This window comes from Streptomyces mesophilus, from assembly GCF_040300965.1.
GTDB classification, from domain to species: Bacteria; Actinomycetota; Actinomycetes; order Streptomycetales; family Streptomycetaceae; genus Streptomyces; species Streptomyces mesophilus_A.
The window spans coordinates 1-21,322 of sequence record NZ_JBEPEW010000084.1 but is presented as its reverse complement, the minus strand read 5'-3'; the positions used below and the strand labels follow the sequence as shown (position 1 = coordinate 21,322).

18 protein-coding genes are annotated in these 21,322 nt (G+C 71.9%); 8 read left to right on the top strand and 10 right to left on the bottom strand.

The window, feature by feature from the left end; genetic code table 11:
* Positions 1-72 precede the first annotated feature (72 nt).
* Positions 73-615, bottom strand: coding sequence for a GNAT family N-acetyltransferase (locus tag ABT367_RS26020; protein ID WP_352255518.1), 543 nt, complete (start codon positions 613-615; stop codon positions 73-75).
* A gap of 7 nt (positions 616-622) precedes the next feature.
* The gene (locus ABT367_RS26015) at positions 623-1,276 is read right to left on the bottom strand and encodes an HD domain-containing protein (RefSeq protein WP_352255517.1); all 654 of its coding nucleotides are present in this window, start codon (positions 1,274-1,276) and stop codon (positions 623-625) included.
* Positions 1,277-1,356: 80 nt separating this feature from the next.
* On the opposite strand from ABT367_RS26015, the gene ABT367_RS26010 reads away from it, so the two are divergent.
* The 4 genes from ABT367_RS26010 (at position 1,357) to ABT367_RS25995 (ending at position 6,455) form a co-directional block, all read left to right on the top strand.
* Positions 1,357-2,298 (top strand): hypothetical protein, encoded by a 942-nt coding sequence (locus ABT367_RS26010; RefSeq protein ID WP_352255516.1) that lies wholly within the window; start codon positions 1,357-1,359, stop codon positions 2,296-2,298.
* 69 nt (positions 2,299-2,367) lie between these two features.
* Positions 2,368-3,027 (top strand): maleylpyruvate isomerase family mycothiol-dependent enzyme, encoded by a 660-nt coding sequence (locus tag ABT367_RS26005; RefSeq protein ID WP_352255515.1) that lies wholly within the window; start codon positions 2,368-2,370, stop codon positions 3,025-3,027.
* Between the two features lie 214 nt (positions 3,028-3,241).
* Positions 3,242-4,678: an MFS transporter gene (locus ABT367_RS26000; RefSeq protein WP_352255514.1), complete on the top strand. Its 1,437-nt coding sequence runs from the start codon at positions 3,242-3,244 to the stop codon at positions 4,676-4,678.
* Positions 4,679-4,865: 187 nt separating this feature from the next.
* Complete coding sequence (locus tag ABT367_RS25995; RefSeq protein WP_352255513.1) at positions 4,866-6,455, top strand: class I tRNA ligase family protein; 1,590 nt, start codon at positions 4,866-4,868, stop codon at positions 6,453-6,455.
* 4 nt (positions 6,456-6,459) lie between these two features.
* On the opposite strand, the gene ABT367_RS25990 is transcribed toward ABT367_RS25995, so the two are convergent.
* Both ABT367_RS25990 and ABT367_RS25985 read right to left on the bottom strand, forming a co-directional pair.
* Positions 6,460-7,497 (bottom strand): helix-turn-helix transcriptional regulator, encoded by a 1,038-nt coding sequence (locus ABT367_RS25990; protein WP_352255512.1) that lies wholly within the window; start codon positions 7,495-7,497, stop codon positions 6,460-6,462.
* Between the two features lie 88 nt (positions 7,498-7,585).
* Positions 7,586-9,856: a heavy metal translocating P-type ATPase gene (locus ABT367_RS25985; protein ID WP_352255511.1), complete on the bottom strand. Its 2,271-nt coding sequence runs from the start codon at positions 9,854-9,856 to the stop codon at positions 7,586-7,588.
* 203 nt (positions 9,857-10,059) lie between these two features.
* Here ABT367_RS25985 and ABT367_RS25980 point away from each other — a divergent pair, with 203 nt between their 5' ends.
* From ABT367_RS25980 to ABT367_RS25970, 3 genes are all read left to right on the top strand, one after another.
* Complete coding sequence (locus ABT367_RS25980) at positions 10,060-10,974, top strand: hypothetical protein (protein ID WP_352255510.1); 915 nt, start codon at positions 10,060-10,062, stop codon at positions 10,972-10,974.
* A 102-nt stretch (positions 10,975-11,076) separates the two neighbouring features.
* Positions 11,077-11,766, top strand: coding sequence for a copper homeostasis protein CutC (locus tag ABT367_RS25975; RefSeq protein ID WP_352255509.1), 690 nt, complete (start codon positions 11,077-11,079; stop codon positions 11,764-11,766).
* 84 nt (positions 11,767-11,850) lie between these two features.
* The gene (locus ABT367_RS25970; protein WP_352255508.1) at positions 11,851-13,497 is read left to right on the top strand and encodes a DNA repair helicase XPB; all 1,647 of its coding nucleotides are present in this window, start codon (positions 11,851-11,853) and stop codon (positions 13,495-13,497) included.
* Between the two features lie 77 nt (positions 13,498-13,574).
* On the opposite strand, the gene ABT367_RS25965 is transcribed toward ABT367_RS25970, so the two are convergent.
* The 5 genes from ABT367_RS25965 to ABT367_RS25945 form a co-directional block, all read right to left on the bottom strand.
* A complete protein-coding gene (locus ABT367_RS25965) occupies positions 13,575-14,513 on the bottom strand; it encodes an AraC family transcriptional regulator (RefSeq protein WP_352255507.1) in 939 nt (312 codons plus the stop codon).
* A gap of 29 nt (positions 14,514-14,542) precedes the next feature.
* The gene (locus ABT367_RS25960; protein ID WP_352255506.1) at positions 14,543-15,478 is read right to left on the bottom strand and encodes an NADP-dependent oxidoreductase; all 936 of its coding nucleotides are present in this window, start codon (positions 15,476-15,478) and stop codon (positions 14,543-14,545) included.
* A 200-nt stretch (positions 15,479-15,678) separates the two neighbouring features.
* Positions 15,679-16,044, bottom strand: a complete 366-nt coding sequence (locus tag ABT367_RS25955; protein WP_352255505.1) for a hypothetical protein — start codon at positions 16,042-16,044, stop codon at positions 15,679-15,681.
* 4 nt (positions 16,045-16,048) lie between these two features.
* Positions 16,049-17,197: a glycosyltransferase 87 family protein gene (locus ABT367_RS25950; protein ID WP_352255529.1), complete on the bottom strand. Its 1,149-nt coding sequence runs from the start codon at positions 17,195-17,197 to the stop codon at positions 16,049-16,051.
* 141 nt (positions 17,198-17,338) lie between these two features.
* On the bottom strand, positions 17,339-17,533 hold the full coding sequence (locus ABT367_RS25945) for a hypothetical protein (protein WP_352255504.1): 195 nt from the start codon (positions 17,531-17,533) through the stop codon (positions 17,339-17,341).
* Positions 17,534-17,870: 337 nt separating this feature from the next.
* Here ABT367_RS25945 and ABT367_RS25940 point away from each other — a divergent pair, with 337 nt between their 5' ends.
* The gene (locus ABT367_RS25940; RefSeq protein ID WP_434975539.1) at positions 17,871-19,949 is read left to right on the top strand and encodes a HelD family protein; all 2,079 of its coding nucleotides are present in this window, start codon (positions 17,871-17,873) and stop codon (positions 19,947-19,949) included.
* A gap of 633 nt (positions 19,950-20,582) precedes the next feature.
* Here the strand turns inward: ABT367_RS25940 and ABT367_RS25935 are convergent.
* Positions 20,583-21,322 (bottom strand): hypothetical protein (locus ABT367_RS25935; RefSeq protein WP_352255502.1); only part of this gene is annotated, 740 nt, incomplete at its 5' end.

Genomic DNA, 21,322 nt, shown 5'->3' with positions numbered 1-21,322 from the left:
GGGGCGGGCTCAGGGGCCAGGCGGACTCGGAGGGGTCGGCTCAGGGCGAGGCGGGCTCAGGACGAGGCGGGCTCAGGACGAGGCCGGCCTCAGTTCGTACGTGGGCGACTCGGGCGCCGAAGGCACCCGCACGAACCCCGCCTTCACCAGCACCCGCTGGGACGCCTCGTTGCCCGGGTCCGTACGCGCGAACACCACCGGGACCGAGCCCAGGGCCCAGGCCGACAGGGCACGCAGGGCCTGGGTCGCGTAGCCGTTGCGGCGGGCCGCGGCGACCACGTCGTAGCCGACCTCGACGCGGCCCCCGACCGGGGCGCCGTGGAAGCCCATCGCGCCGACCGCGAGTCCGTCCGCCTCCCTGACCAGGACATACGTACCCCAGCCGGGGACATACGCGCCGTCCGCGGCCGCCTTCGCCATCAGACCCGCACCGATCCGCGTGCCCTGTTCGGGACCGCCTTCGATCCAGGTGAATCCGCCCGTGCCGCCCGAGGCCAGGTCGAGCGCGGCCGCCGGGGCGAGCGCGACCAGGGTCAGGTCGGGGGTCGGCAGGGCGAAGGGCGCGTCCTGGGACGGCTCGCCCACTGGTCCGGGTTGATCCATGGCATTGCTCACCGCGTGATTATGCGAGGCCGCCGGTGCGTTCCGCGAGTTCTTTCCCCAGGTTGGCGCGGGCCTTCGGCTCCCACTCGGCCGCGCCGTACGGCGTGTGGAACAGGCGGGGGAGTCCGAGGAGCTGCGCCAAGATCTGCGCCCGGCCCGTACGGAAGGCGTCGTCCGGAACGAAGGCGTACTCCTCGCGTACCGCTTTCGTATAGGCCGCGTACGCGTCGGGCCCTGACGCCAGGACCGCCAGATCCGCGTCGCACAGGACCTGCCCGTTGCGGTCGTCCGCCGCGGGCGCGTGCGTGACCGTCAGGCGGACCAGACGCGCGACCTCGGCCACGGCGGACGGCTCCAACCCGGCCTCGGCCAGGGCCCGTTCGGCCAGGCGCGCGGAACGCTCCTCGTTCTCCGAGCGGTCGGGCAGATAGACGGCGTCGTGGAACCACGCGGCCAGGCGCACGAGTTCGGGAGCGTCCGCGTGCTCCGCCAGCGCGTCGATGTGGTCAAGGACCGCGGTGAGGTGCGCGAGCGTGTGATAGCGGCGCTGGGGTTCGGCCCAGCGGGCCAGCAGATTCTCCGCATACGGACCCGGGTCGGGACCCTCCGCCGTGCCCCGGGCCTCGTGCAGCGCGTCCGACCAGCGGGTGCGCAGTTCGTCGTAGTCGGCCATGGACGCAGCCTAGGCCTTGGGCCAGGGGGTATGGGGTGCGCATCAGATCCGGTGGAGAGCGGACCGGGCCAGGGGGCGCCATGGAACGCAGGCCGTACGACGACGATCACCGTGACCACGACGGCCGGGGCGGCCGTGATCCCCGCGACCACGGGGATCACGGGGATCACGGGCACGATCACTGGGACGAAGAACACGAGCGCGTGCTGGCAGAGCTCGAGTCGGCGAGGTTCCTCGCCGCCCGGCGCAACGGGGCCTCGCACGCCGCCTTCGGGCTGGGCTGCGCCGCGGTGCTGCTTGCCGCTCAAGGCGTCCGGCTGCTCGGTTCGCCGGAGCTCGGGCGCGAAGGCGACCTCACCTCCGTGGGAGACCTCGCCTATTTCGCCCTCGTCACGCTGCTTCTCATCGGCCTCTCGCTGTACGCGACGCGGGTGGCCGTACGACGGGTGGGGACCGGCCGGACACCGCACAGGGAGTTCGCGCCGCCCGGCCGGACACCGCACGGGGAGTTCGCGCCGCCCGGCCGGACACCGCGCAGGGCGTACCCGCTGGCCGGTGGCTCGCTCGCCGTGCTGGCCCTGGTTCTGACGGCGGTGACCGGGCCGCTCCTGTACGGCGAACTGCGCGCCGCCCCGGGCGACTTCAGGCCCAGGACCGCCGCCACGGTGAAGGACCCGGCCGGTCCGGGCACACGGGTGCGGTACGGCAACGGACTCGAAGTGACCGTCCGTACCGCCGTGTCCGCGACGCCCGGCCGCTACAACGTCACGGCCACGATCCACAACACCTCCGCCCGCGACATCCCGGTCGACCAGCAGTGGGCCGTGGCGTACGGCCCGCAGGGGGCGCTCGACGAGACCGCGTACCCCAGCCGGGTGCTCTGCGGGGACAGCAGCATCGGCCCGGGGATGCGGCGTACCACGGTCTTCGGCTTCGTCGGCGAGCCCGAACAGCCGCCCGTCGCCATCGAGTTCGCCCCGGGCGGCGACTATGAGGCCGCCTACTGGGCGAGTGCCGCATGACTCGGGCGGCCGGTGAATCGACCCCCCTGTCTCTGGTGAACACGGGCCACGGCGCCTACTCTCCGGCCCATGACGGACACACATGACCCGGAGCTGCCCGGACGGCTGCTGCGGACCGAACGCGACGCCCTGATCCCGCTGTTGAGGTCCCTGCCGGACGCCGACTTCGCGCGGTACACCTGCTGCCCGGGCTGGACCGTGCGCCATGTGATCGCCCACTGCGGCTCGGCCCTGATGCGGGTGGTCGAGGGACGCTTCGAGCCGGATGTGTTCTCGCCCGCGTGCAACGACCGCGATATCGCCGAGCGCGCCGACTGGTCCCACACGGAGGTCGTCGACGAGCTGGAGCGCGCGATGACCGAGGCCGGTCCGGTGATCGCCAAGGCCGGCGGCCTCTTCGACGTGATCGGGCTCGGCGAGTGGCTGCACGCCGGTGACGTACGGGAGGCCGTGGGCGCCCCGGACGCGTATGCCGGCGCGGGGATCGAGGACGCGCTGGCCCTGACGCCGGCGGCGTTCGCGTACGCCAAGACGCAGGTCCCGGTCCACGCGGACCTGGACGGCCGCGACGAACCGCTGGTCCTCGGCTCCTCGGGCGAGCGGCCGCCGGCCCGGTTCATCGGGCCCGCGCCGGTGTTCCTGCGGCTGATCGCCGGGCGTCCGGTGATCGGCGCGCGCTATGAACTGGCGGGCGCGAAGGAAGCGGAGCTGAATCTGTTCGGCGGCTAGCTCGGTCGCTCGCGCACCGACGCAGGTCGGCTCGCGCACCGACGCAGCTCCGTCGCCCGCGTGTCAACGGCGCCGGAATCCCCAGGGATTCCGGCGCCGTTCGTCGTGCGCCCACTGTCACATCTTGTATACCCCCAGGGGGTGTGCTAGCTTCCCCTCTCGTCACTACTGGATACCCCCTAGGGGTATCAGGGAATCGTCGGAGGGGATGGTCATGCCAACCACAAATCCGCGCCGCTGGTGGGCACTTCTGGTGCTCGCCGCCGCGCAGTTCATGGTGATCATGGATACGAGCATCATCGGCGTCGCGCTGCCGAAGATGCAGGAGGACCTGGGCTTCTCGCAGGGCGATCTGCAGTGGGTGTTCAACGCGTACGTCATCGCCTTCGGCGGACTGCTGCTGCTCGGCGGCCGGCTCTCCGATCTGCTCGGCGCGAGACGGGTGTTCAGCGCCGGCTGGGTCGTCCTGATCGCGGGCTCCGTCGTCGCGGCCGCCGCGCAGAACGCGTGGGTCGAGGTCGTCGGGCGGGCCGTGCAGGGCGTGGGCGGTGCGCTGATCGCGCCCGCCGCGATGACCCTGCTGATGATGCTCTTCGCGCACGACCCCAAGGAGCTCGGCAAGGCGATGGCGCTGTACGGCGCCGCCGCACCGGCGGGCGGCACCGCGGGGGTCTTCCTCGGCGGTGTGTTCACCGAGTGGCTGAGCTGGCAGTGGATCTTCATCATCTACGTGCCGATCGGCCTCGCCACCCTCGCCGCCACCAAGCTGCTCCCCGAGGTCGGCCGCCGCCGCGGAGCCGTGGACGTACTCGGCGCCGCCGCCGTCACCGCTGGCCTCGCGCTCGCCGTGTTCGCGGTGGTCCGGGCGCCGGAGGCCGGCTGGGGCTCGACCGGAACGGTCCTGCAACTCGTGGGCGCGGGCGCACTGTTGCTGCTGTTCTTCGTCCTGCAGAAGAACGTGCGGGAGCCGCTGATGCCGCTCGGGATCTGGCGCGTGCCGCGCCTGGGCTCGTCGAACCTGGCGATGGCGCTGCTCGGCGCCGCGTGGATCCCCATGTGGTACTTCCTCAACCTCTACCTGCAGCAGGTGCTCGGCTACGGGGCCTTCGCGTCCGGTGCCGCGCTGCTGCCGATGACCGGGCTCCTGATGGTCTTCATGACCCTCATCACCGCGAAGCTGCTCGCCCGCTTCGGCGCGAAGCCGCTGATCGCCGGCGGACTGCTCGTCCTCGCTCTCGGACTGCTGTGGCTGTCGGCCGTCGAGCCCACCGGAACCTTCGTGGTGGACGTCCTGCCCGCCTCGCTGGTCGCCGCGCTCGGTATGTCCCTCGCCTACATCCCGGCGATGATGGCCGCCCTGTCCGGCGCTCCGCAGGAGCAGGCCGGTCTCGCCTCCGGCATCGTCAACACCACCTACCAGGTGGGCTCCGCCCTCGGCCTCGCCGCCCTCACCGCCCTGGCCACCTCGCAGGGTGCCGGGCAGCTGGGCGACCTGGACGCCCTGACCGACGGATTCCGGTCGGCCTTCCTCGGCGCGGCGGGGATCGCCGCGGTGGGCGGTCTGGTCACGCTGGGCGCGATGCGCGGGGAGCGCGGGCCGGTGTCCGACGGCAACTCCCCACAGGCTGTGGACACAAAGGTTGCCGCGTAGGGCGCGGCGGGCCGCACGAGGTGGCGTATCCACGCAATGGCGTGGACGCGCAGCCCAGGACCCGGCCACCGGACGATCCCGCGTGTCAGCCTGGACGCAGTGCGAAGCCACTCCGAAATCCCCCTGGAGACAAGGGGGTTCGGGGTGGCTTCGGTCTTGCCCGTGCGTCCTGCGAGGAGGTCCGCCCATGACCAAGCCCATCGACATCCCCGACGGCTCGGGGGCCTTGTGGATCACCACGACTCCGCTTGCCCCCGACGGTGAACTGCACATCGGCCGGCTCGCCGGTCCGTACGTCGCCGCCGATGTGCTTGCCCGCTTCCTGCGCGCCGACGGGCGGGCCGCGCTCCTCACCACGGGAACGGCCGACCATCGCAGCTCCGTCGCGGTGCGGGCGCGGCGCACGGGGCGGGACGCCGGGCAGGTCGCGGACGGGTTCCGGGCCGGGATCATGGCGGACTGGCGGCGGGCCGGAATCACCTTCGACCGGTTGGTGCGGCCGGGGCGGGACCGGAGCTACCAGGCCGCCCTGGCAAGGCTGTTCAGGCAGCTGTACGCGAGGGGAGCCCTGGTGCCGCGCACCCGGCCGGCACCGTACTGCGCGCCGTGTGACCAGGTTCTGCACGGTGCCCATGTGCGCGGCGGGTGCCCGCACTGCGGGGCTCTCTCGGGTGCGGGAGTGTGCCGTGCCTGTGCGCGGCCCAATGATGGCGCCGACCTGACGGATGCGGTGTGCGTACGGTGCGGTGCGGCCACCGTGCCGAAGGACCGGCGCGGCCTGTGGCTGCCCCTCGAACCCTTGCGGCACGAGCTCGTCGAGTACTGGGACACGGCCCAACTGCCCCCGCGTCTCGCCTCCTTCTGCGCGCGGCTCGCGGCCGACGGGCTGCCGGAGATCGCCGTCAGCAGCCCGGGCGGTCCCGGGGTGCCCGTGCCCGTCGAAGGCTTCAGCGGTCAGCGCATCGACGCGGGGTTCGAGGACGCCGTGATGCAGGTCGTCGCGCAGGGCGGGCTGGGGCCCGGCGGTCCCGCACTGCCCCAACAGGCCCTGCACTTCGGCGGGTTCGGGCACGCCATCGGGCCGGTGCTGCTGCTGCCCGCCGTACTGCTCGCGCTCGGTGTGAAGCCGGTCCAGCGGACCCTCGTCAACTGGACGTACCGCGTGGACGACGAGCCGGGGCGGCACGGAGCGTGGGCGCTCGACCTGCTCAACGAGTACGGGTCCGACACCGTGCGCCGCCATGTCGTCGAGACCTGGCCGCTCGGCCGCAGCACGGTCTTCCGCGAGGCGGGTCTGCACCGGACGCGGCAGGTGCTCGACCAGGAGTGGAACGGATGGCTGCGGGCGCTGTTCGCCGCGGTGGAGGAGGGCAGCGGCGGTCGGGTGCCCGAGGGGGCGGCGGGCGGCGCCGGATGGGAGGAGCTGCGGGCGCGACTGGTGGGCGCCGCAGGCGAGTTGAGGGCCGCGTACGAGACCGGGACGTTCGACCCGCGCGGCGCCGTGCCCGTACTCGACGCGGTGGTGCGGGGCGCGGCGGAGTTCGGCCGGACGCACCGCGATGCCGGGGGCGGGCCCGGACTCGAAGCGCTGGTCGGCCAGTTGGCCGTCGCCTCGGCGCTCGCCGCCTGGTCCTGGCCGCTCATGCCGGAGGGCGCGGAGCGGCTCGCGGCCGCACTGGGGATCCAGGCGGGCGGCCCGGTGACGGTCGCGGCGCTGGCCGCGCCGCCCGCAGGGACACGTGTCCTCGCGCCCGGGGCCCCGGTGTTCGCGTTCTGAGCTGTCAGTCGCTGAGCCAGCCCAGCCGCGAGGCCCGCACCCCCGCCTCGAACCGGCTGGCCGCGCCCAGCTCCTGAAGGAGTTCCGCGATGATCCGGCTGACCGTACGCAGCGAGACCCCGAGGTCGCGGGCGATCCGCTCGTCCTTCAGCCCTTCGGCGAGCAGCCGCAGGACGGCCGCCTGCTGTTCGGTGAGTGCCTGCTCCCCGGAGCCGGTCCCCTGCTGCCCGGGGTACGGGGCCGCCGTCTCCCAGATGTGCTCGTAGAACGCCAGATAGCCCCGTACGAGACCGCCGCCGCTGATCTGGACCGCACCCGCCTCGACATCGGCGGGGTCGAGGGGGACGAGGGCGATCTGCTCGTCGGCGATCACCAGATTCATCGGCGCGCTCGCGGCCAGGCGCACCTCGACGCCCGCCTCGGTCTTGCGCCGCAGGTATTCGGCGACCCCCGGGATGGAGGCGGCCCGCCGGCTGTACAGGGTGCGCACCCGGACGCCCTTGGCGATCTGGCTGATGTCGCGGGCGAGGGGGCGTGCGGGGATCTCCCGGGAGGCGAGCGTTCCCGGGGACATCGTGGCCATGGTGTGCTGGAGGGTGTCCGACATGTCCTCGAGCACCTGCTGGATGTGGCGGTAGTCGGTGATGATCCGGAAGGAGATCTCGGGGTCCGAGGCGCCGGCGCCCGAGCGCAGGAACCGGTCCGCCAGGGAGGCGAGGACGTCGTGGGTGCGGTTGGCCTGGGTGAGCTGTGCCCTGAGCCGTTCCTGTTCGTGCCGGAGCAGCCGCAGCAGGGCCGTCTCGGGTTCCACCACCGCGATGTTGTCCGACGTGGCTTCGGAGGTCCGGCCGCTCAGCAGGGCGAGCCGGTTGTCGTGCCGTTCACCCGTGGGGACGATCAGGCCCAACTCGAGGAGTTCCGCCCGGTGTTCGGACCGCTCGGCGGAGGTCAGGCCGAGGTCCTTGCCGACCTCGTCGAGGTTGGTGACGCCCCGGGCTCTGAGCTCCTGGTAGAGGGCGAGTGTGATGTCCGTGGTGCTCATTTCTCCCCGCCCCTGAAACCCCGTGGTCCTCGAACTCCCCCCGGGTATACCGGGAGGAGTCCGAGGACATCAGTGACCGTCCTGGAAATCAAGCGGCTTTGAACCCCCGAAGCCGCAGCGAGTTCCCCACCACGAACACCGACGAGAACGCCATCGCCGCTCCCGCGATCATCGGGTTGAGCAGGCCCGCGGCCGCCAGCGGCAGCGCGCCCACGTTGTAGGCGAAGGCCCAGAACAGGTTCGTACGGATCGTGCCGAGCGTGCGGCGCGCCAGACGGATGGCGTCCGCCGCCGCGCGCAGGTCGCCCCGTACGAGCGTGAGGTCGCCGGCCTCGATGGCCGCGTCCGTGCCCGTGCCCATCGCGAGGCCGAGGTCGGCCTGGGCGAGCGCGGCCGCGTCGTTGACGCCGTCGCCGACCATCGCGACCGAACGGCCCTCGGCCTGCAGCTTCTTGACCACGTCCACCTTGTCCTGCGGCAGGACCTCGGCGATCACGTCCTCGGGCGCGATCCCCACCTCGGCGGCGACGGCGGCCGCGACCGCCTTGTTGTCCCCGGTCAGCAGGACCGGCGTCAGACCCAGGCCCCGCAGCCGCCGGATCGCCTCCGCGCTGGTGTCCTTGACCGCGTCCGCGACCTCCAGGACACCGCGCGCCTCGCCGTCCCAGGCCACCGCGATCGCCGTACGGCCCGCGGCCTCGGCGGCCGCGAGGGCCCGCTCGAGCTCCACCGGCAGGTGGATCTCCCATTCGGCGAGCAGCTGGGTGCGGCCGACCAGGACCGCGTGACCCTCGACGATGCCCTGCACGCCGAGCCCGGGCACGTTCGCGAAGTCCTCCGGTACGGGAAGCGGGCCGGTGTCCTTGGCGGCTCCCGCCGCGACGGCCTGCGCGATGGGGTGCTCGGACGCGTTCTCCAACGCGCCCGCCAGTCGCAGCAGTTCGGCCTCCGGGACACCTTCTGCGGTGTGCGTGGCGAGCAGCGTCATACGGCCTGTCGTCACCGTCCCCGTCTTGTCCAGGACGATCGTGTCCACGCGACGGGTGGACTCCAGGACCTCGGGGCCCTTGATGAGGATGCCGAGCTGGGCGCCGCGACCCGTACCGACCATCAGCGCGGTCGGCGTCGCGAGCCCCAGGGCGCACGGGCAGGCGATGATCAGGACCGCTACCGCGGCGGTGAAGGCGGCGGACCAGCCGGCACCGTTGCCCAGCCAGAAGGCCAGGGTCGCGAGCGCGAGACCGATCACGACCGGCACGAACACCGCGGAGATACGGTCGGCCAGGCGCTGCGCCGCGGCCTTGCCGTTCTGTGCGTCCTCCACCAGGCGTGCCATCCGGGCGAGTTGGGTGTCCGAGCCGACCCGGGTGGCCTCGACGACAAGGCGGCCGCCAGCGTTGAGGGTCGCGCCGGTCACGGCGTCACCGACGCCCACCTCCACCGGCACCGACTCGCCGGTCAGCATGGACGCGTCCACGGCGGACGAGCCCTCGACCACGGTGCCGTCCGTGGCGATCTTCTCGCCGGGCCGCACCAGGAAGCGGTCCCCGGTCTTCAACTCCGCGATGGGGACCCGGACTTCCTCGCCCCCGTCCCGCAGCACCGTGACGTCCTTGGCCCCGAGCTCGAGCAGCGCCTTCAGGGCGGCGCCCGCCTTGCGCTTGGAACGCGCCTCGAAGTAGCGGCCGGCCAGGATGAACGCGGTGACGCCAGCGGCCGCCTCCAGATAGATGTTCCCCGCGCCGTCGCTGCGCGCGATGGTCAGCTCGAAGGGGTGGGTCATGCCCGGTACCCCGGCCGTCCCGAAGAACAGGGCCCACAGCGACCACGCGAACGCCGCCGACGTACCGACCGAGATCAGCGTGTCCATCGTCGCCGCGCCATGCCGGGCGTTGGTCCACGCCGCCTTGTGGAAGGGCCAGGCGGCGTACGTGACCACGGGGGCGGCGAGCGTCAGGGACAGCCACTGCCAGTACTCGAACTGCAGGGCCGGGATCATCGCCATCGCGATCACCGGTACGGAGAGCAGCACGGCGGTCGTGAGCCGCTGCCGCAGCGGCCGGAGCTCATCGGCCTCGGGTGCCGCCTGTGCCGGGGTGTCGCGCGGCGGCTCGGGCTCCTGGGCGGTGTAGCCGGTGGCCTCGACGGTGGCGATCAGATCCTCGACGGACACGTCCTCGCGGAAGCTGACCTTGGCCTTCTCGGTCGCGTAGTTGACCGTGGCCTCGACGCCGTCCATGCGGTTGAGCTTCTTCTCGATACGCGCGGCGCAGGAGGCGCAGGTCATTCCGCCGATGGCCAGCTCGACCTGTGCGGGGCGGAGGTCCGTCCCGGTCCCGGTATCGATTTCGGTGGTCATGGCTGCGATCTCCTCGCCTCGTCGTCAAGCATCCGCATCAAGTACCCCAGGGGGGTATCTTGGCCTGCGCCCTCAGGTATACCCCCCACCCCTATTCGACGCAAGCTCTCCTCCCGCTTGACTTTATACCCAGGGGGGGTATGTATTGGAGTCATCGAGCCCGGACGGGCCTGGCCTCCAGAAGCCCCAAGAAGGAGCACGCCATGAACACAGCACTCCGGATCACCGCCTTCGCCACGGCGCTCGCCGCGACCTTCGGTACCGCGTACGCGGTGGGGAACGGGATCGACCCGGTGATCGACAAGAAGGACAGCGGGGCGTCGGCGCATGCGAAGGAGGGTGCGGGTCACGGAGAGGAGAGCGGGGGGCACGCCGGTGACAAGGACGCTCCGGCCGCCGAAGCCTCGTACCGCATCGGCCTCGAGACCCCGCGGCTCACCGCCGACCGGAGGGGTGAGCTGCGGTTCGCCGTCGAGGACGAGAAGGGGCGCCCGCTCACCTCGTACGTACGCGAGCACGGCAAGGAGCTGCACCTGATCGTCGCCTCGCGCGACCTCACGGTCTACCGCCATCTGCACCCGACACGGGACGCGACCGGTACCTGGTCCACGCCCGTGGAGCTGCCGGAGGCCGGCAGCTACCGGATCTTCGCGGACTTCAAGGCGAAGGGTGCCGCCGAGGGGAGTGTGCAGTCGGCCGAGGTCGCGGTGGCCGGACCGTACAAGCCGAAGGAGCTGCCCAAGCCGAGCGCGGTCGCGAAGGTCGACGGCTACGAGGTGGAGCTCAGCGGGAAGCTCACGCCGAACAAGGCGAGCGACCTGGTCCTCAGTGTGAGCAAGGGCGGCCGCCCGGTGAAGAACCTCCAGCCCTACCTCGGCTCGTACGGCCACCTGGTCGCGCTGCGCGCCGACGACCTCGAGTACCTGCACGTCCACCCGAACAAGGGCAAGCCGGGACCGGACATCTCCTTCACCGCGGAGACCACCGGCAAGGGCGCCTACCGGCTCTTCCTCGACTTCCAGCACGAGGGCAAGGTGCGTACGGCGGCCTTCACGGTGTACACGGACGGGCAGGGCGGGGCGCACGTCGAGGGTGAAGGTGACGGGCACGGGCACTGATCGACTCCCCAGCGCGCCGATCACCGCGTACTCTGAGATTGGACTAGACCAGAGAAGTCTCAGTGAAGTCGCGATCGACGGTGATCCGTGAGGAGTGGGCCCATGACGAACCGTGCAGTCCTTGAGGTGATCGCCCTCGGGCCCGAGGACGCGGTCGCCGCACAGGAAGGCGGCGCGGACCGGCTCGAAATGGTCACCGACATGGCGGCCGACGGGCTCACTCCGAGCGTGTCCACCTTTCTGGAGATCCGCTCGTCCGTGGACATCGCGCTGCGCGTGATGCTGCGGGCGAGCGACGGCTTCGCGGCCGGTGACGTGGACGCGTTGGTCCGCTCGGCGACCGAGCTGCGCGAGGCGGGCGCCACCGAGTTCGTGCTCGGCTTCCTGGACGAGACCGGTGGGCCGGACATGGCCGCGGTCGAGGCGCTCGTCGCCGCCCTGGACGGGGCCCGGTGGACCTTCCACCGGGCGATCGACCGCGCGGCCGACCGTGACGCCCTGCGCAAGCAGCTCGCGGACCTGCCCGGCCTGGACACCTACCTCACGGCGGGCTCGGCGGCCGGGGTCGACGACGGTCTGACGACGCTGGTGACGGAGGCCTCGCGCTCGGGAGAGCCCGGCTACGAGCCGCGGATCCTGGTCGGCGGCGGGCTCGCGCTGCACCACCTGCCGCGTCTGAAGGCGGCGGGCATCGACGCGTTCCACATCGGGTCTGCCTCCCGCCCGCGCGGGTGGGACGCGCCGGTCTCGGCGGCCGCGGTCGCCGAGTGGCGGGCCGCGGTCGACGCCTAGGCACCAGGGGGCGTCGAGAGGCGCCCCCGTATGCCCTGGCCATGCGGCACACTGGACGTTTGGCCTCAGGGAAAGGGCGCTTACGTGAACTCAGGGCCGCTCATCGTGCAGAGCGACAAGACGCTGCTCCTCGAGGTCGACCACGAGCAGGCCGACGCCTGCCGTCGGGTCATCGCTCCGTTCGCCGAGCTCGAGCGGGCGCCCGAGCACATCCACACGTACCGCGTGACGCCGCTCGGGCTGTGGAACGCGCGCGCCGCAGGGCACGACGCCGAGCAGGTCGTGGACGCGCTCGTGCAGTACAGCCGCTACCCCGTGCCGCACGCCCTGCTCGTCGACATCGCCGAGACCATGGACCGCTACGGCCGGCTCACGCTCTCCAAGCACCCCACGCACGGCCTGGTCCTGACGACCACCGACCGGCCGGTGCTCGAGGAGATCCTGCGCTCCAAGCGGATCGCCCCGCTCGTCGGCGCCCGGATCGACCCGGACACCGTGGCCGTGCACCCCTCCGAGCGCGGCCAGATCAAGCAGACGCTGCTCAAGCTGGGCTGGCCAGCCGAGGACCTCGCCGGGTACGTGGACGGCGAGGCGCACGCCATCGATCTCGACGAGAGCGGCTGGGCCCTGCGCCCGTACCAGAAGCAGGCCGTCGAGAACTTCTGGCACGGCGGCAGCGGTGTCGTCGTGCTTCCCTGCGGCGCGGGCAAGACGCTGGTCGGCGCGGGCGCGATGGCGCAGGCCAAGGCCACCACGCTGATCCTCGTCACGAACACCGTCTCCGCCCGCCAGTGGAAGTCCGAGCTGATCAAGCGGACCTCGCTGACCGAGGAGGAGATCGGCGAGTACAGCGGGACCAAGAAGGAGATCCGCCCCGTCACGATCGCCACGTACCAGGTGCTCACGACGAAGCGGAAGGGCATCTACCCGCACCTTGAGCTCTTCGACTCCCGCGACTGGGGCCTGATCCTCTACGACGAGGTGCACCTGCTGCCCGCGCCCGTCTTCAAGTTCACCGCCGACCTCCAGGCGCGCCGCCGTCTCGGCCTCACGGCCACGCTCGTACGCGAGGACGGCCGCGAGTCCGACGTGTTCAGCCTCATCGGGCCCAAGCGCTTCGACGCCCCGTGGAAGGAGATCGAGGCGCAGGGCTACATCGCGCCCGCCGACTGCGTGGAGGTACGGGTCAATCTCACCGACTCCGAGCGGCTCGCGTACGCGACCGCCGAGACGGAGGAGAAGTACCGCTTCTGCGCCACCACCGCCACGAAGCGGAAGGTGACGGAGGCGATCGTCAAGAAGTTCGAGGGTCAGCAGATCCTCGTCATCGGCCAGTACATCGACCAACTCGACGAGCTGGGCGAGCACTTGGACGCGCCCGTCATCAAGGGCGAGACCTCCAACGCGCAGCGCGAGAAGCTCTTCGGCGCCTTCCGCGAGGGCGAGATCAGCGTCCTGGTCGTCTCCAAGGTCGCGAACTTCTCGATCGACCTGCCCGAGGCGACCGTCGCGATCCAGGTGTCCGGCACCTTCGGCTCCCGCCAGGAGGAGGCCCAGCGGCTCGGCCGGGTCCTTCGCCCCAAGTCGGACGGCCACCAGGCGCACTTCTACTCGGTCGTCGCCCGCGACACCATCGACCAGGACTTCGCGGCCCACCGCCAGCGGTTCCTGGCCGAGCAGGGGTACGCGTACCGGATCGTGGACGCGGACGATCTGCTGAAGGACGCCTGAGTCCCTCCAGTACGTCCGACTGCCAGGCGGCTGCCCGCAGTTCTCGCTGTCCGGCGGCCGCCCCGCAGTCCGCACTGTCAGGCGGCCGCCCGCAGTTCACGCCGGTAGCCGCCCGGCGCCTTTCCGTACTCGCGCTTGAAGGCCTTGGCGAACGCGTACTCCGAGCCGTACCCGGTGCGCGCCGCCACTGCCGCGAGCGGCGCCTCGGACTCCCGCAGGAGCCGGGCCGCCGTGGTCATCCGCCAGCGGGTCAGATACGCCATCGGCGGCTCGCCCACAAGGTCCGTGAAGCGTTTGGCGAAGGCCGCCCGGGACAGGCCCGCCCGCGCGGCCAGCTCCTGCACGGTCCACGAGCGGGCCGGATCGCCGTGCAGCGCGGTCAGCGCCGGTGCCACGGCCTGGTCCGCGAGGGCGGCCGCCCAGCCCCGGGCGCTGTGGACGGGCTGCTGCTCGTGCCAGGCGCGCAGGATGTACAGGAGCAGCGAGTCGATCAGCGCCGGTACGATCCCGGCCGACCCCATCCGCGGCCGGTCCAGCTCGGAGCGCAACAGGCCGATCGCGGCGGTCAGTTCGGGGCAGTGGGCGCCGGACGCCGGCAGGTGGACGATGCGCGGGAGCCGGCTCACCAGCGGATGGGGGCGGGCCTGGTCGAGGTGGTAGTAGCCGCAGAGCAGATCCGCGCGCTCGCCCCCTTCCTCGCCGACCCGCACTGTCCCGAGCGGCGCCCCCGGGGCGAACTCCGCGTCGTGCGGCACCTGGAGCGGTGTGTCCGGGTGATCGCCGAGGATGGCTCCGCAGCCGTCCCGCAGGAACACCACGTCGCCTTCCCGCAGATGCACGGGCTGTCCCTCGTACCCCTGGAGGGGAGTCAGCCAGCATGCCCCCGAGAGCACCACATGGAAACCGGAGCCGGAGACGGGCGGCAGGCTCATGGCCCACGGGGCGCTGCCGCTGGTGCGGACGGACACCGGCTGGCCGGTGCGCATGGAGGCCAGGGCCTCGCTGAGGATGTCCACGTGTCCGTCCCTTCCGGTTCCCTCGCACCCTATGCGGCCACCTCGAGGACCACCTTGCCGCGGGTGTGCCCCGACCCGACCAGCTCATGGGCCTTCGCGGCCTCCTCGAGCGGCAGCGTCTGCGAGACGTGCGGGCGGATCCGCCCCTCGTCGATCAGCGCGGCGATCGCTTCGAGCGAGGCGTAGTCGGGCTCGACGGAGACCCCGGCGAACTGCCGCCCTGCGGCCTGGACGCGTGCGGCGAGGTCCTTGTTCCAGTGCTCCATGATGCTGACGAGGGTGCCGCCGGGCCTGAGGACCTTCAGGGCGTTCACGCCCTCGGAGCTGGAGTCGAAGACGACGTCGAGGTCGCCCGCGGCCTCGGTGTAGTCGGTGGTGCGGTGGTCGATGACCTCGTCGGCGCCCAACTCCCGTACGAAGGCATGGTTCGCGGCGCCGGCAAGGGCCGTCACATGGGCGCCGCGGGCCTTGGCGATCTGCACCGCGAAGTGACCGACACCGCCCGCCGCGCGATGGATCAGGACCCGCTGCCCCTCGCGGAGCGCGGCCGCGTCGACCAGACCGTGCCAGGCGGTGAGGGCGGCCAGCGGGACGGCGGCGGCCTCGATATGGGTCAAGGCGGCGGGCTTGCGGGCGACTTGGCGGGACGGCATGGCGACGTACTCGGCGTACGCGGTGGCGGCCCGCGGGAAGAACGGCATCCCGAACACCTCGTCCCCCGGCTTGAACCGGGCCCCGGGGCCCGCCTCCTCGACCACACCCGAGATGTCCCAGCCGACGCCGAACGGCGGCTCGCCGAGCAGGGGCAGGGGCAGGGCGCCGGCCCGGACGGCCACGTCGACCGGGTTCACCCCGGCGGCGTGCACCCGCACGAGCACCTCGCCGCCGAGCGGGGCCGGCTTGTCCGTCTCGGTCACCTGGAGGACCTCGGGGCCGCCGAAGGACTGCTGCAGGACTGCGCGCATGGGGGAACTCCCTTGAATCAGCTACGGATCGGCGTTCTCCGCGAGTGCGGTGCGCCTTCGATGTCCGTAACTCTAGGAAGATCCAACGAGCGCTTGAATATCCTCAAGGCTCGGAAAGATGTCCCAGCGTCCAGGGCTTGGGTCCTGTGGTGCTTGGGTGGCTCGTTCAGCCCCTCCGGCGCCCGAGGGGATCGGGCGGGCTACGCGTCGCCGTCGAGCAGGATCAGCAGCGGAGCGAGCAGCAGCAGGGCGTACTGCGCGATCACGAACAGAGCGCGGGTCCTGGGCAGTACGGACCGGTTGGGCAGGAGCAGGGCGAAGGCGCCGATGAACACGGCGGGCCACAGGAGCGCGAACCCCGCGTCGATCAGTGGCCCGCCGGAGCCCTTGCCCTGGTGTGCGTCGACCAGGGTGAGCATCAGGCATACGAACCAGACGGGGAGGGTCAACGGAATGCCGATGCCCGCCATGACCCGCAGGGACTTGGGGTTGGCGGAGGAGGTCGCGGTGGCCGTGCCGCCCGTGGTGGCCTCGCCGGCCGTCGTGGTCGCTCCGTTGCTCGTCATGGCTCTATCCAAGCGGGACGGAGGCCTTCGGGGATCCGGTGCGCTGCTCAATGAGCGGTGAGTACGGGTACTCAGGGCGGCGCAGGCGCAGGGCCGTCCACGTCAGCAGTGAGAGGGCGAGCAGGGCGTACGGGGAGGCCGGCGGCTGCTGCCACCAGGGGAGTTGAAGGTCGAGGTCGCCCTGGTGGGGCAGCAGCCAGAAGCTGCGGGCCGTGAAGACGGCGGCCACGGCCAGGGCGATCCGCGGGCGCCCCTCGGCGAGCAGCAGCGCGAGCAGCGGGACGCACCACACCCAGTGGTGGGACCAGCTGATGGGGGAGACGAGCAGTGCGGTGTACGCGGTGATCAGCAGGGCCCAGGCGGGACTCCGGGGATGGACCCGGGTGGCAAGCCACAGGCCGCAGCCCGCGGTGAGCGCCGCGGGCACCAGCCACAGGAGCCCTGGTGCGGGGTCGCCGAGTGCGCGGGCGATCAGGCCCTGGAGCGACTGGTTGTCGACGATCCAGGCCTTGCCGACGCGGTCGGTCTCGAAGAGGCGGCGGGTCCAGAAGTCGATGCTCGCGGAGGGCAGGACCAGCGCGCCGAGCAGCACCGTACCCGTGAAGGACGCCAAGGCCGTGCCGGCGGCGCGCAGTTGGCGGGTGAGCAGGAGATGGACGATGAAGACGGCCGGGGTGATCTTCACGCCGGCCGCGACACCGAGCGCGAAACCCTTGCCGAGCGCGGTCGCCGGGCGGTTCAGATCCCACAGGATCAGGCAGATCAGGGCCAGGTTGATCTGGCCGAACAGCAGGGTCTGGAAGACCGGTTCGAGCCAGAGCCCCACCGCCACGGCCACGTACAGGAGCGGGCGGGTCAGGGGGAGCCGGGCGAAGCGCGCCGAGAGGTGGATCAGCAGGGCCAGAAGCAGGGCGTTGCCGGCCACGAAGGCGAACTTGAGGGCCGGCAGCGGCAGCCAGGTCGTCGGGACGAAGAGGATCGCGGCGAACGGCGGATACGTCGCGGGCAGGGCCCATTCGGTGACGGTGAAGCCGTAGAGATCGGTGCCGTGCATCACGGCGGCGCCTTCGGCGCGGTACACGAGCGTGTCGGCCATCGGGATGCGCCGGGCCACGCAGAGTGCGGCAAGCGCCAGTACGGAGACCGAGAGCAGAAGGCCCGAGCTGGTCACGGTCGGCGAGCGGAAGGTCACAGTCCGGCGGATCACGCGCGTGACCCTAGCGCAGAGTCACCCTCCGTACGGATGTGACTACTTGCTGTGTGAAGGGATTGCCTACGGCGGCGTACAGGTCGGTCACCTGCGGTGGCGGACGACGCCCGTGTCCTCCGCGTACTCGCCGAGGATCGCCACGTCTATCGCCGCGCGGGTGAAGACCTTGACGGCCCGCAGGGCGTTGCCGAGGTGGTGGGTGTGCCGGACGCCGGTCGCGGTGGCTCCGCTCGGCGTTCCGGTGCGGACGGGGGCTGGGTGGAAGGTTGCGCTGCTCATGTACTCAAGGATGGACGAGGACCCTTATATCGGACATCGACCTGGGGGCTGAACCCGACCCTCATCCCCATAGGGGACGGTCTCCGCCTTTGGGTAGAGACGGGGGCCCGGAGGGCCGGGGCATGGGCGGCGTGGAGGGGGCCGGGGGCTCGGGGAATGGGCGGCGTGGAGGGGTCCAGAAAATGAGTTGGCTCCGCCCCGGCCCCGTGATCTAAGCTTCTCCGTCTGCCAGGACCCCGCCCAGCGCACCACCGTGGGTCCCGCTTCCCGCCTCCGTAGCACCAGCGGAGTGCCGCCTCCCGGCCGGAAACCGGGGGGCCGCCCTGTGACGTACGCCCTGGTTGGAGGCCCTGCTGTGCCCGTGCACGACGATCCCTTGGCCCGTGAACGCGCCCATCTCACCGCATCCCGCGCCGCCCTGCGCGCGATGCGCGAGGACGCCGAGGGACTGGACATCCGCGATGTCACCGCGAACTGGGTCAACGCGGCCGTCCTCCAGCACCAGATCGACGAGCGCATCAAGGCGCTCGCGGATCTCGCGCACACCCCGCTGTTCTTCGGCCGGCTCACCTATCTGCACACCGTGGGGGCGGAGGAGGCGGAAGGCGCGAGGGGCGACCAGTTCTACATCGGGCGCCGGCATGTGCACGACGCCGACGGCGACCCGATGGTGATCGACTGGCGCGCGCCCGTCTCGCAGCCCTTCTACCAGGCCTCCAAGCAGAAGCCGATGGATGTCGCGCTGCGCCGCCGGTTCGGTTACACGGGCGGCGAGATCACCGCGTACGAGGACGAGCACCTCTCCGATCCGTCCGAGGCGGAGCGGACGAGCAAACTGCTGCAGCAGGAGATCGAGCGTCCGCGCGTCGGCCCGATGCGCGACATCGTGGCGACGATCCAGCCCGAGCAGGACGAGATCGTACGAAGCGGCCTCGGCGGGACGGTCTGCGTCCAGGGAGGACCGGGCACCGGGAAGACGGCCGTCGGTCTGCACCGTGTCGCGTATCTGCTCTACGCGCACCGCGAGCGGCTCGCCCGCACCGGCACCCTCGTCATCGGGCCGAACAAGTCCTTCCTGCACTACATCGAGCAAGTCCTGCCCGCACTGGGCGAGTTGGAGGTGCAGCAGGCGACCGTGGACGATCTGGTCGCGCATGTCGAGGTGCGGGGCGCCGATGCCGCGGAAACCGCTCTGGTGAAGGGCGACGCGCGGATGGCCGAGGTGCTGCGCCGCGCGGTCCGCTCGCATGTCACCCTGCCGACCGAGGCGCTGATGGTGGTGCGCGGCTCGCGGCGCTGGCGCGTCCCGGCGTACGAACTCGAGGAGATCGTCCAGGAGTTGCTGGACCGCGACATCCGCTACGGCGCCGCACGCGAGGCGCTTCCGCAGCGGATCGCGCACGCCGTGCTCGTACGGATGGAGCAGGCCGGCGAGGCGCCGGACGACCGGGTGCAGGACGCGGTCGCGCGCAATGCGGCCGTGAAGGCCGCCGTGAAGCAGATCTGGCCTCCCGTCGACCCCGCGAAGCTGGTGCTCCGGCTGCTCTCCGACGCGGACTTCCTCGCCACGCACGCCGAGGGTGTGCTCGGCGACGAGGAGCAGAAGGCGATTCTGTGGGCGAAGCCCGCGCGCTCGGCGAAGAGCGCCAAGTGGTCGGCCGCGGACGCGGTGTTGATCGACGAGGCGGCGGACCTGGTCATGCGCACGCACTCGCTCGGCCATGTCGTCCTCGACGAGGCGCAGGACCTGTCGCCCATGCAGTACAGGGCGGTGGGCCGGCGCTGCACCACGGGTTCGGCGACCGTGCTCGGTGACCTGGCGCAGGGTACGACGCCCTGGGCGACGCGGAGTTGGGACGAGGCGCTCATGCACCTCGGCAAGCGGGAGGCTGTGGTCGAGGAGCTCACGGCCGGCTTCCGTGTGCCGCGCGAGGTGATCGCGTACGCCTCGCGTCTGCTGCCGTCGATCGCGCCCGGTCTTGCGGAGGTCTCGTCGGTACGTGAGTCTCCCGGCTCCCTGTCCGTACGTCCCGTCCGTGAAGCGTCCTCGTCCGAAGCCGATGTGGTGGCCGCGTGCGTGGAGTCCCTCGAGCACGAGGGCTCGACCGGTCTGATCGCGGCGGATGCGCGGATTCCCGCCCTGGCGGCGGCACTTGAGGAGGCGGGCCTCGGCTACCTGGGCCCCGGTGAGGAGACCACCCCGGACACCCGCCTGACCCTGGTCCCCGCCTCGCTGGCCAAGGGTCTGGAGTACGACTACGTGGTCCTCGACGAACCGTCGGCCGTGGTCGACGGCGAACCGGACGAACGCACCGGCCTGCGCCGCCTGTACGTGGCGCTGACGCGTGCGGTGTCGGGGCTGATCGTGGTGCACGGGGCGGCTCTGCCTGAGCAACTCGGACCCGCGGCCCGCTGAGGCGCCCTTTGCCGCCGGCGGCGAATGGTCCCGCCTCTCCGGCGCACCCAGCCTTTGCGGCACCGCCATCCTTTGCGGTACCCCCATCCTTTGCGGCACCCCCAGCTGCTCCGGCACACCCAGCCCCTGCGGCGTTTGAGCAGATCCGAACGAAGTTCGGATGCGGGGTCCGGGGCGGAGCCCCGGTTTCGGGAAGGGGCGGGGTGGGGGAGAAAGCCCGCCGCAGGCGCAACGGCCCCGCACCGGACAGCGAACCGGACCCCGCCGCGTCGGCGCCCGCGCGTGCGGTGTCGTCGTGGGTCGGTGCCGGTCCGGGGTACCAGTTACACGGGCAATGGCACCGTTCCCGCGAAGGGTTGCCGCCGACGTCGGGGGCGCCCGTGTAACTGGCACCCCTCCCCGTCCCCTTCCGCCGGTTCCGCGGCTGCGGGCCGGTGGGGCTTCCGCCCAGACGTCGCGCGGCTGTGGGTGGGTGGGGGTTCCGCCCAGACGTCGCGCGGCTGCGGGTGGGTGGGGGTTCCGCTCAGACGTCGCGCGGCTGCGGGCCGGTGGGGCTTCCGCCCAGACGTCGCGCGGCTGACGGCCGGTGGGGGTGCGCGTCACATCCGCACCGCCGGGCCCCCGTCCGAGCCCCTACTCTCCCCGGGCGCGCCGCTGTGACCGCCACACCAGGAACAGGGCCGAGGCGACCGCCGCGCCCCGTACCACCCACGGCCACGTCTCCGAGACCGCCTGGCCCATCGCCTCGTCCGCGACCGGCTCGCCCCAGCGGCCCTCGACGCGGCCCCACAGCCACACCATTCCGGACGCGAGGGCGAGCCCCGGCACCCAAAGGACCGCGAGCTTCGCCTCGTTCGGGGTGAGCCGGCGGGAGGCGTATGCGATGCCCCATCCCGCCACCAGCGGAATGATGCTGCCCATCACCGCACCCACCACGAGCAGTATGGCGGCGATCAGGAGCAGTGGATTGCTGAAGCTCAGCGACCGTTCGGCCGGCGCACGCCGCAGCCGCGGGAGGCGGCGCCGGACGGGCTCCTCGACGATGTCGTCGGCCTCGTCGTCCTCCTCGTCCTCCACCGGGACGGGAGCCTTCTTCAGCCGCTCCTCCTCCTTCGGGGGCGGCTTCAGTATTTCCGGGATCTCGATCCCGCCCGTGAAGCCGGGCACGCTGTCCGACGGTCCGAACGGGGTCGTGTCCACCCGCCACCAGTCCGGCTCCGAGCCGCTCGGCCCCAGCTCGTCCTCGCCCGCGAGATGCGGCGGCGAGGCGACGGGCCGCTGGGGTGCGTCGGCCTCCTCGGGCTTACGGGGGCGGGGGAGCGTCTTGCGCAGGCCGGGCCGACGCCCCGTACCGGACTCGTCGGGCGCCGGGG

Coding starts and splice junctions, on each gene's coding strand:
- ABT367_RS26015 (WP_352255517.1), bottom strand. CDS start 1,276: ATGGCCGACTACGACGAACTGCGCACCCGCTGGTCGGACGCGCTGCAC.
- ABT367_RS26010 (WP_352255516.1), top strand. CDS start 1,357: ATGGAACGCAGGCCGTACGACGACGATCACCGTGACCACGACGGCCGG.
- ABT367_RS26005 (WP_352255515.1), top strand. CDS start 2,368: ATGACGGACACACATGACCCGGAGCTGCCCGGACGGCTGCTGCGGACC.
- ABT367_RS26000 (WP_352255514.1), top strand. CDS start 3,242: ATGCCAACCACAAATCCGCGCCGCTGGTGGGCACTTCTGGTGCTCGCC.
- ABT367_RS25995 (WP_352255513.1), top strand. CDS start 4,866: ATGACCAAGCCCATCGACATCCCCGACGGCTCGGGGGCCTTGTGGATC.
- ABT367_RS25990 (WP_352255512.1), bottom strand. CDS start 7,497: ATGAGCACCACGGACATCACACTCGCCCTCTACCAGGAGCTCAGAGCC.
- ABT367_RS25985 (WP_352255511.1), bottom strand. CDS start 9,856: ATGACCACCGAAATCGATACCGGGACCGGGACGGACCTCCGCCCCGCA.
- ABT367_RS25980 (WP_352255510.1), top strand. CDS start 10,060: ATGAACACAGCACTCCGGATCACCGCCTTCGCCACGGCGCTCGCCGCG.
- ABT367_RS25975 (WP_352255509.1), top strand. CDS start 11,077: ATGACGAACCGTGCAGTCCTTGAGGTGATCGCCCTCGGGCCCGAGGAC.
- ABT367_RS25960 (WP_352255506.1), bottom strand. CDS start 15,478: ATGCGCGCAGTCCTGCAGCAGTCCTTCGGCGGCCCCGAGGTCCTCCAG.
- ABT367_RS25955 (WP_352255505.1), bottom strand. CDS start 16,044: ATGACGAGCAACGGAGCGACCACGACGGCCGGCGAGGCCACCACGGGC.
- ABT367_RS25945 (WP_352255504.1), bottom strand. CDS start 17,533: ATGAGCAGCGCAACCTTCCACCCAGCCCCCGTCCGCACCGGAACGCCG.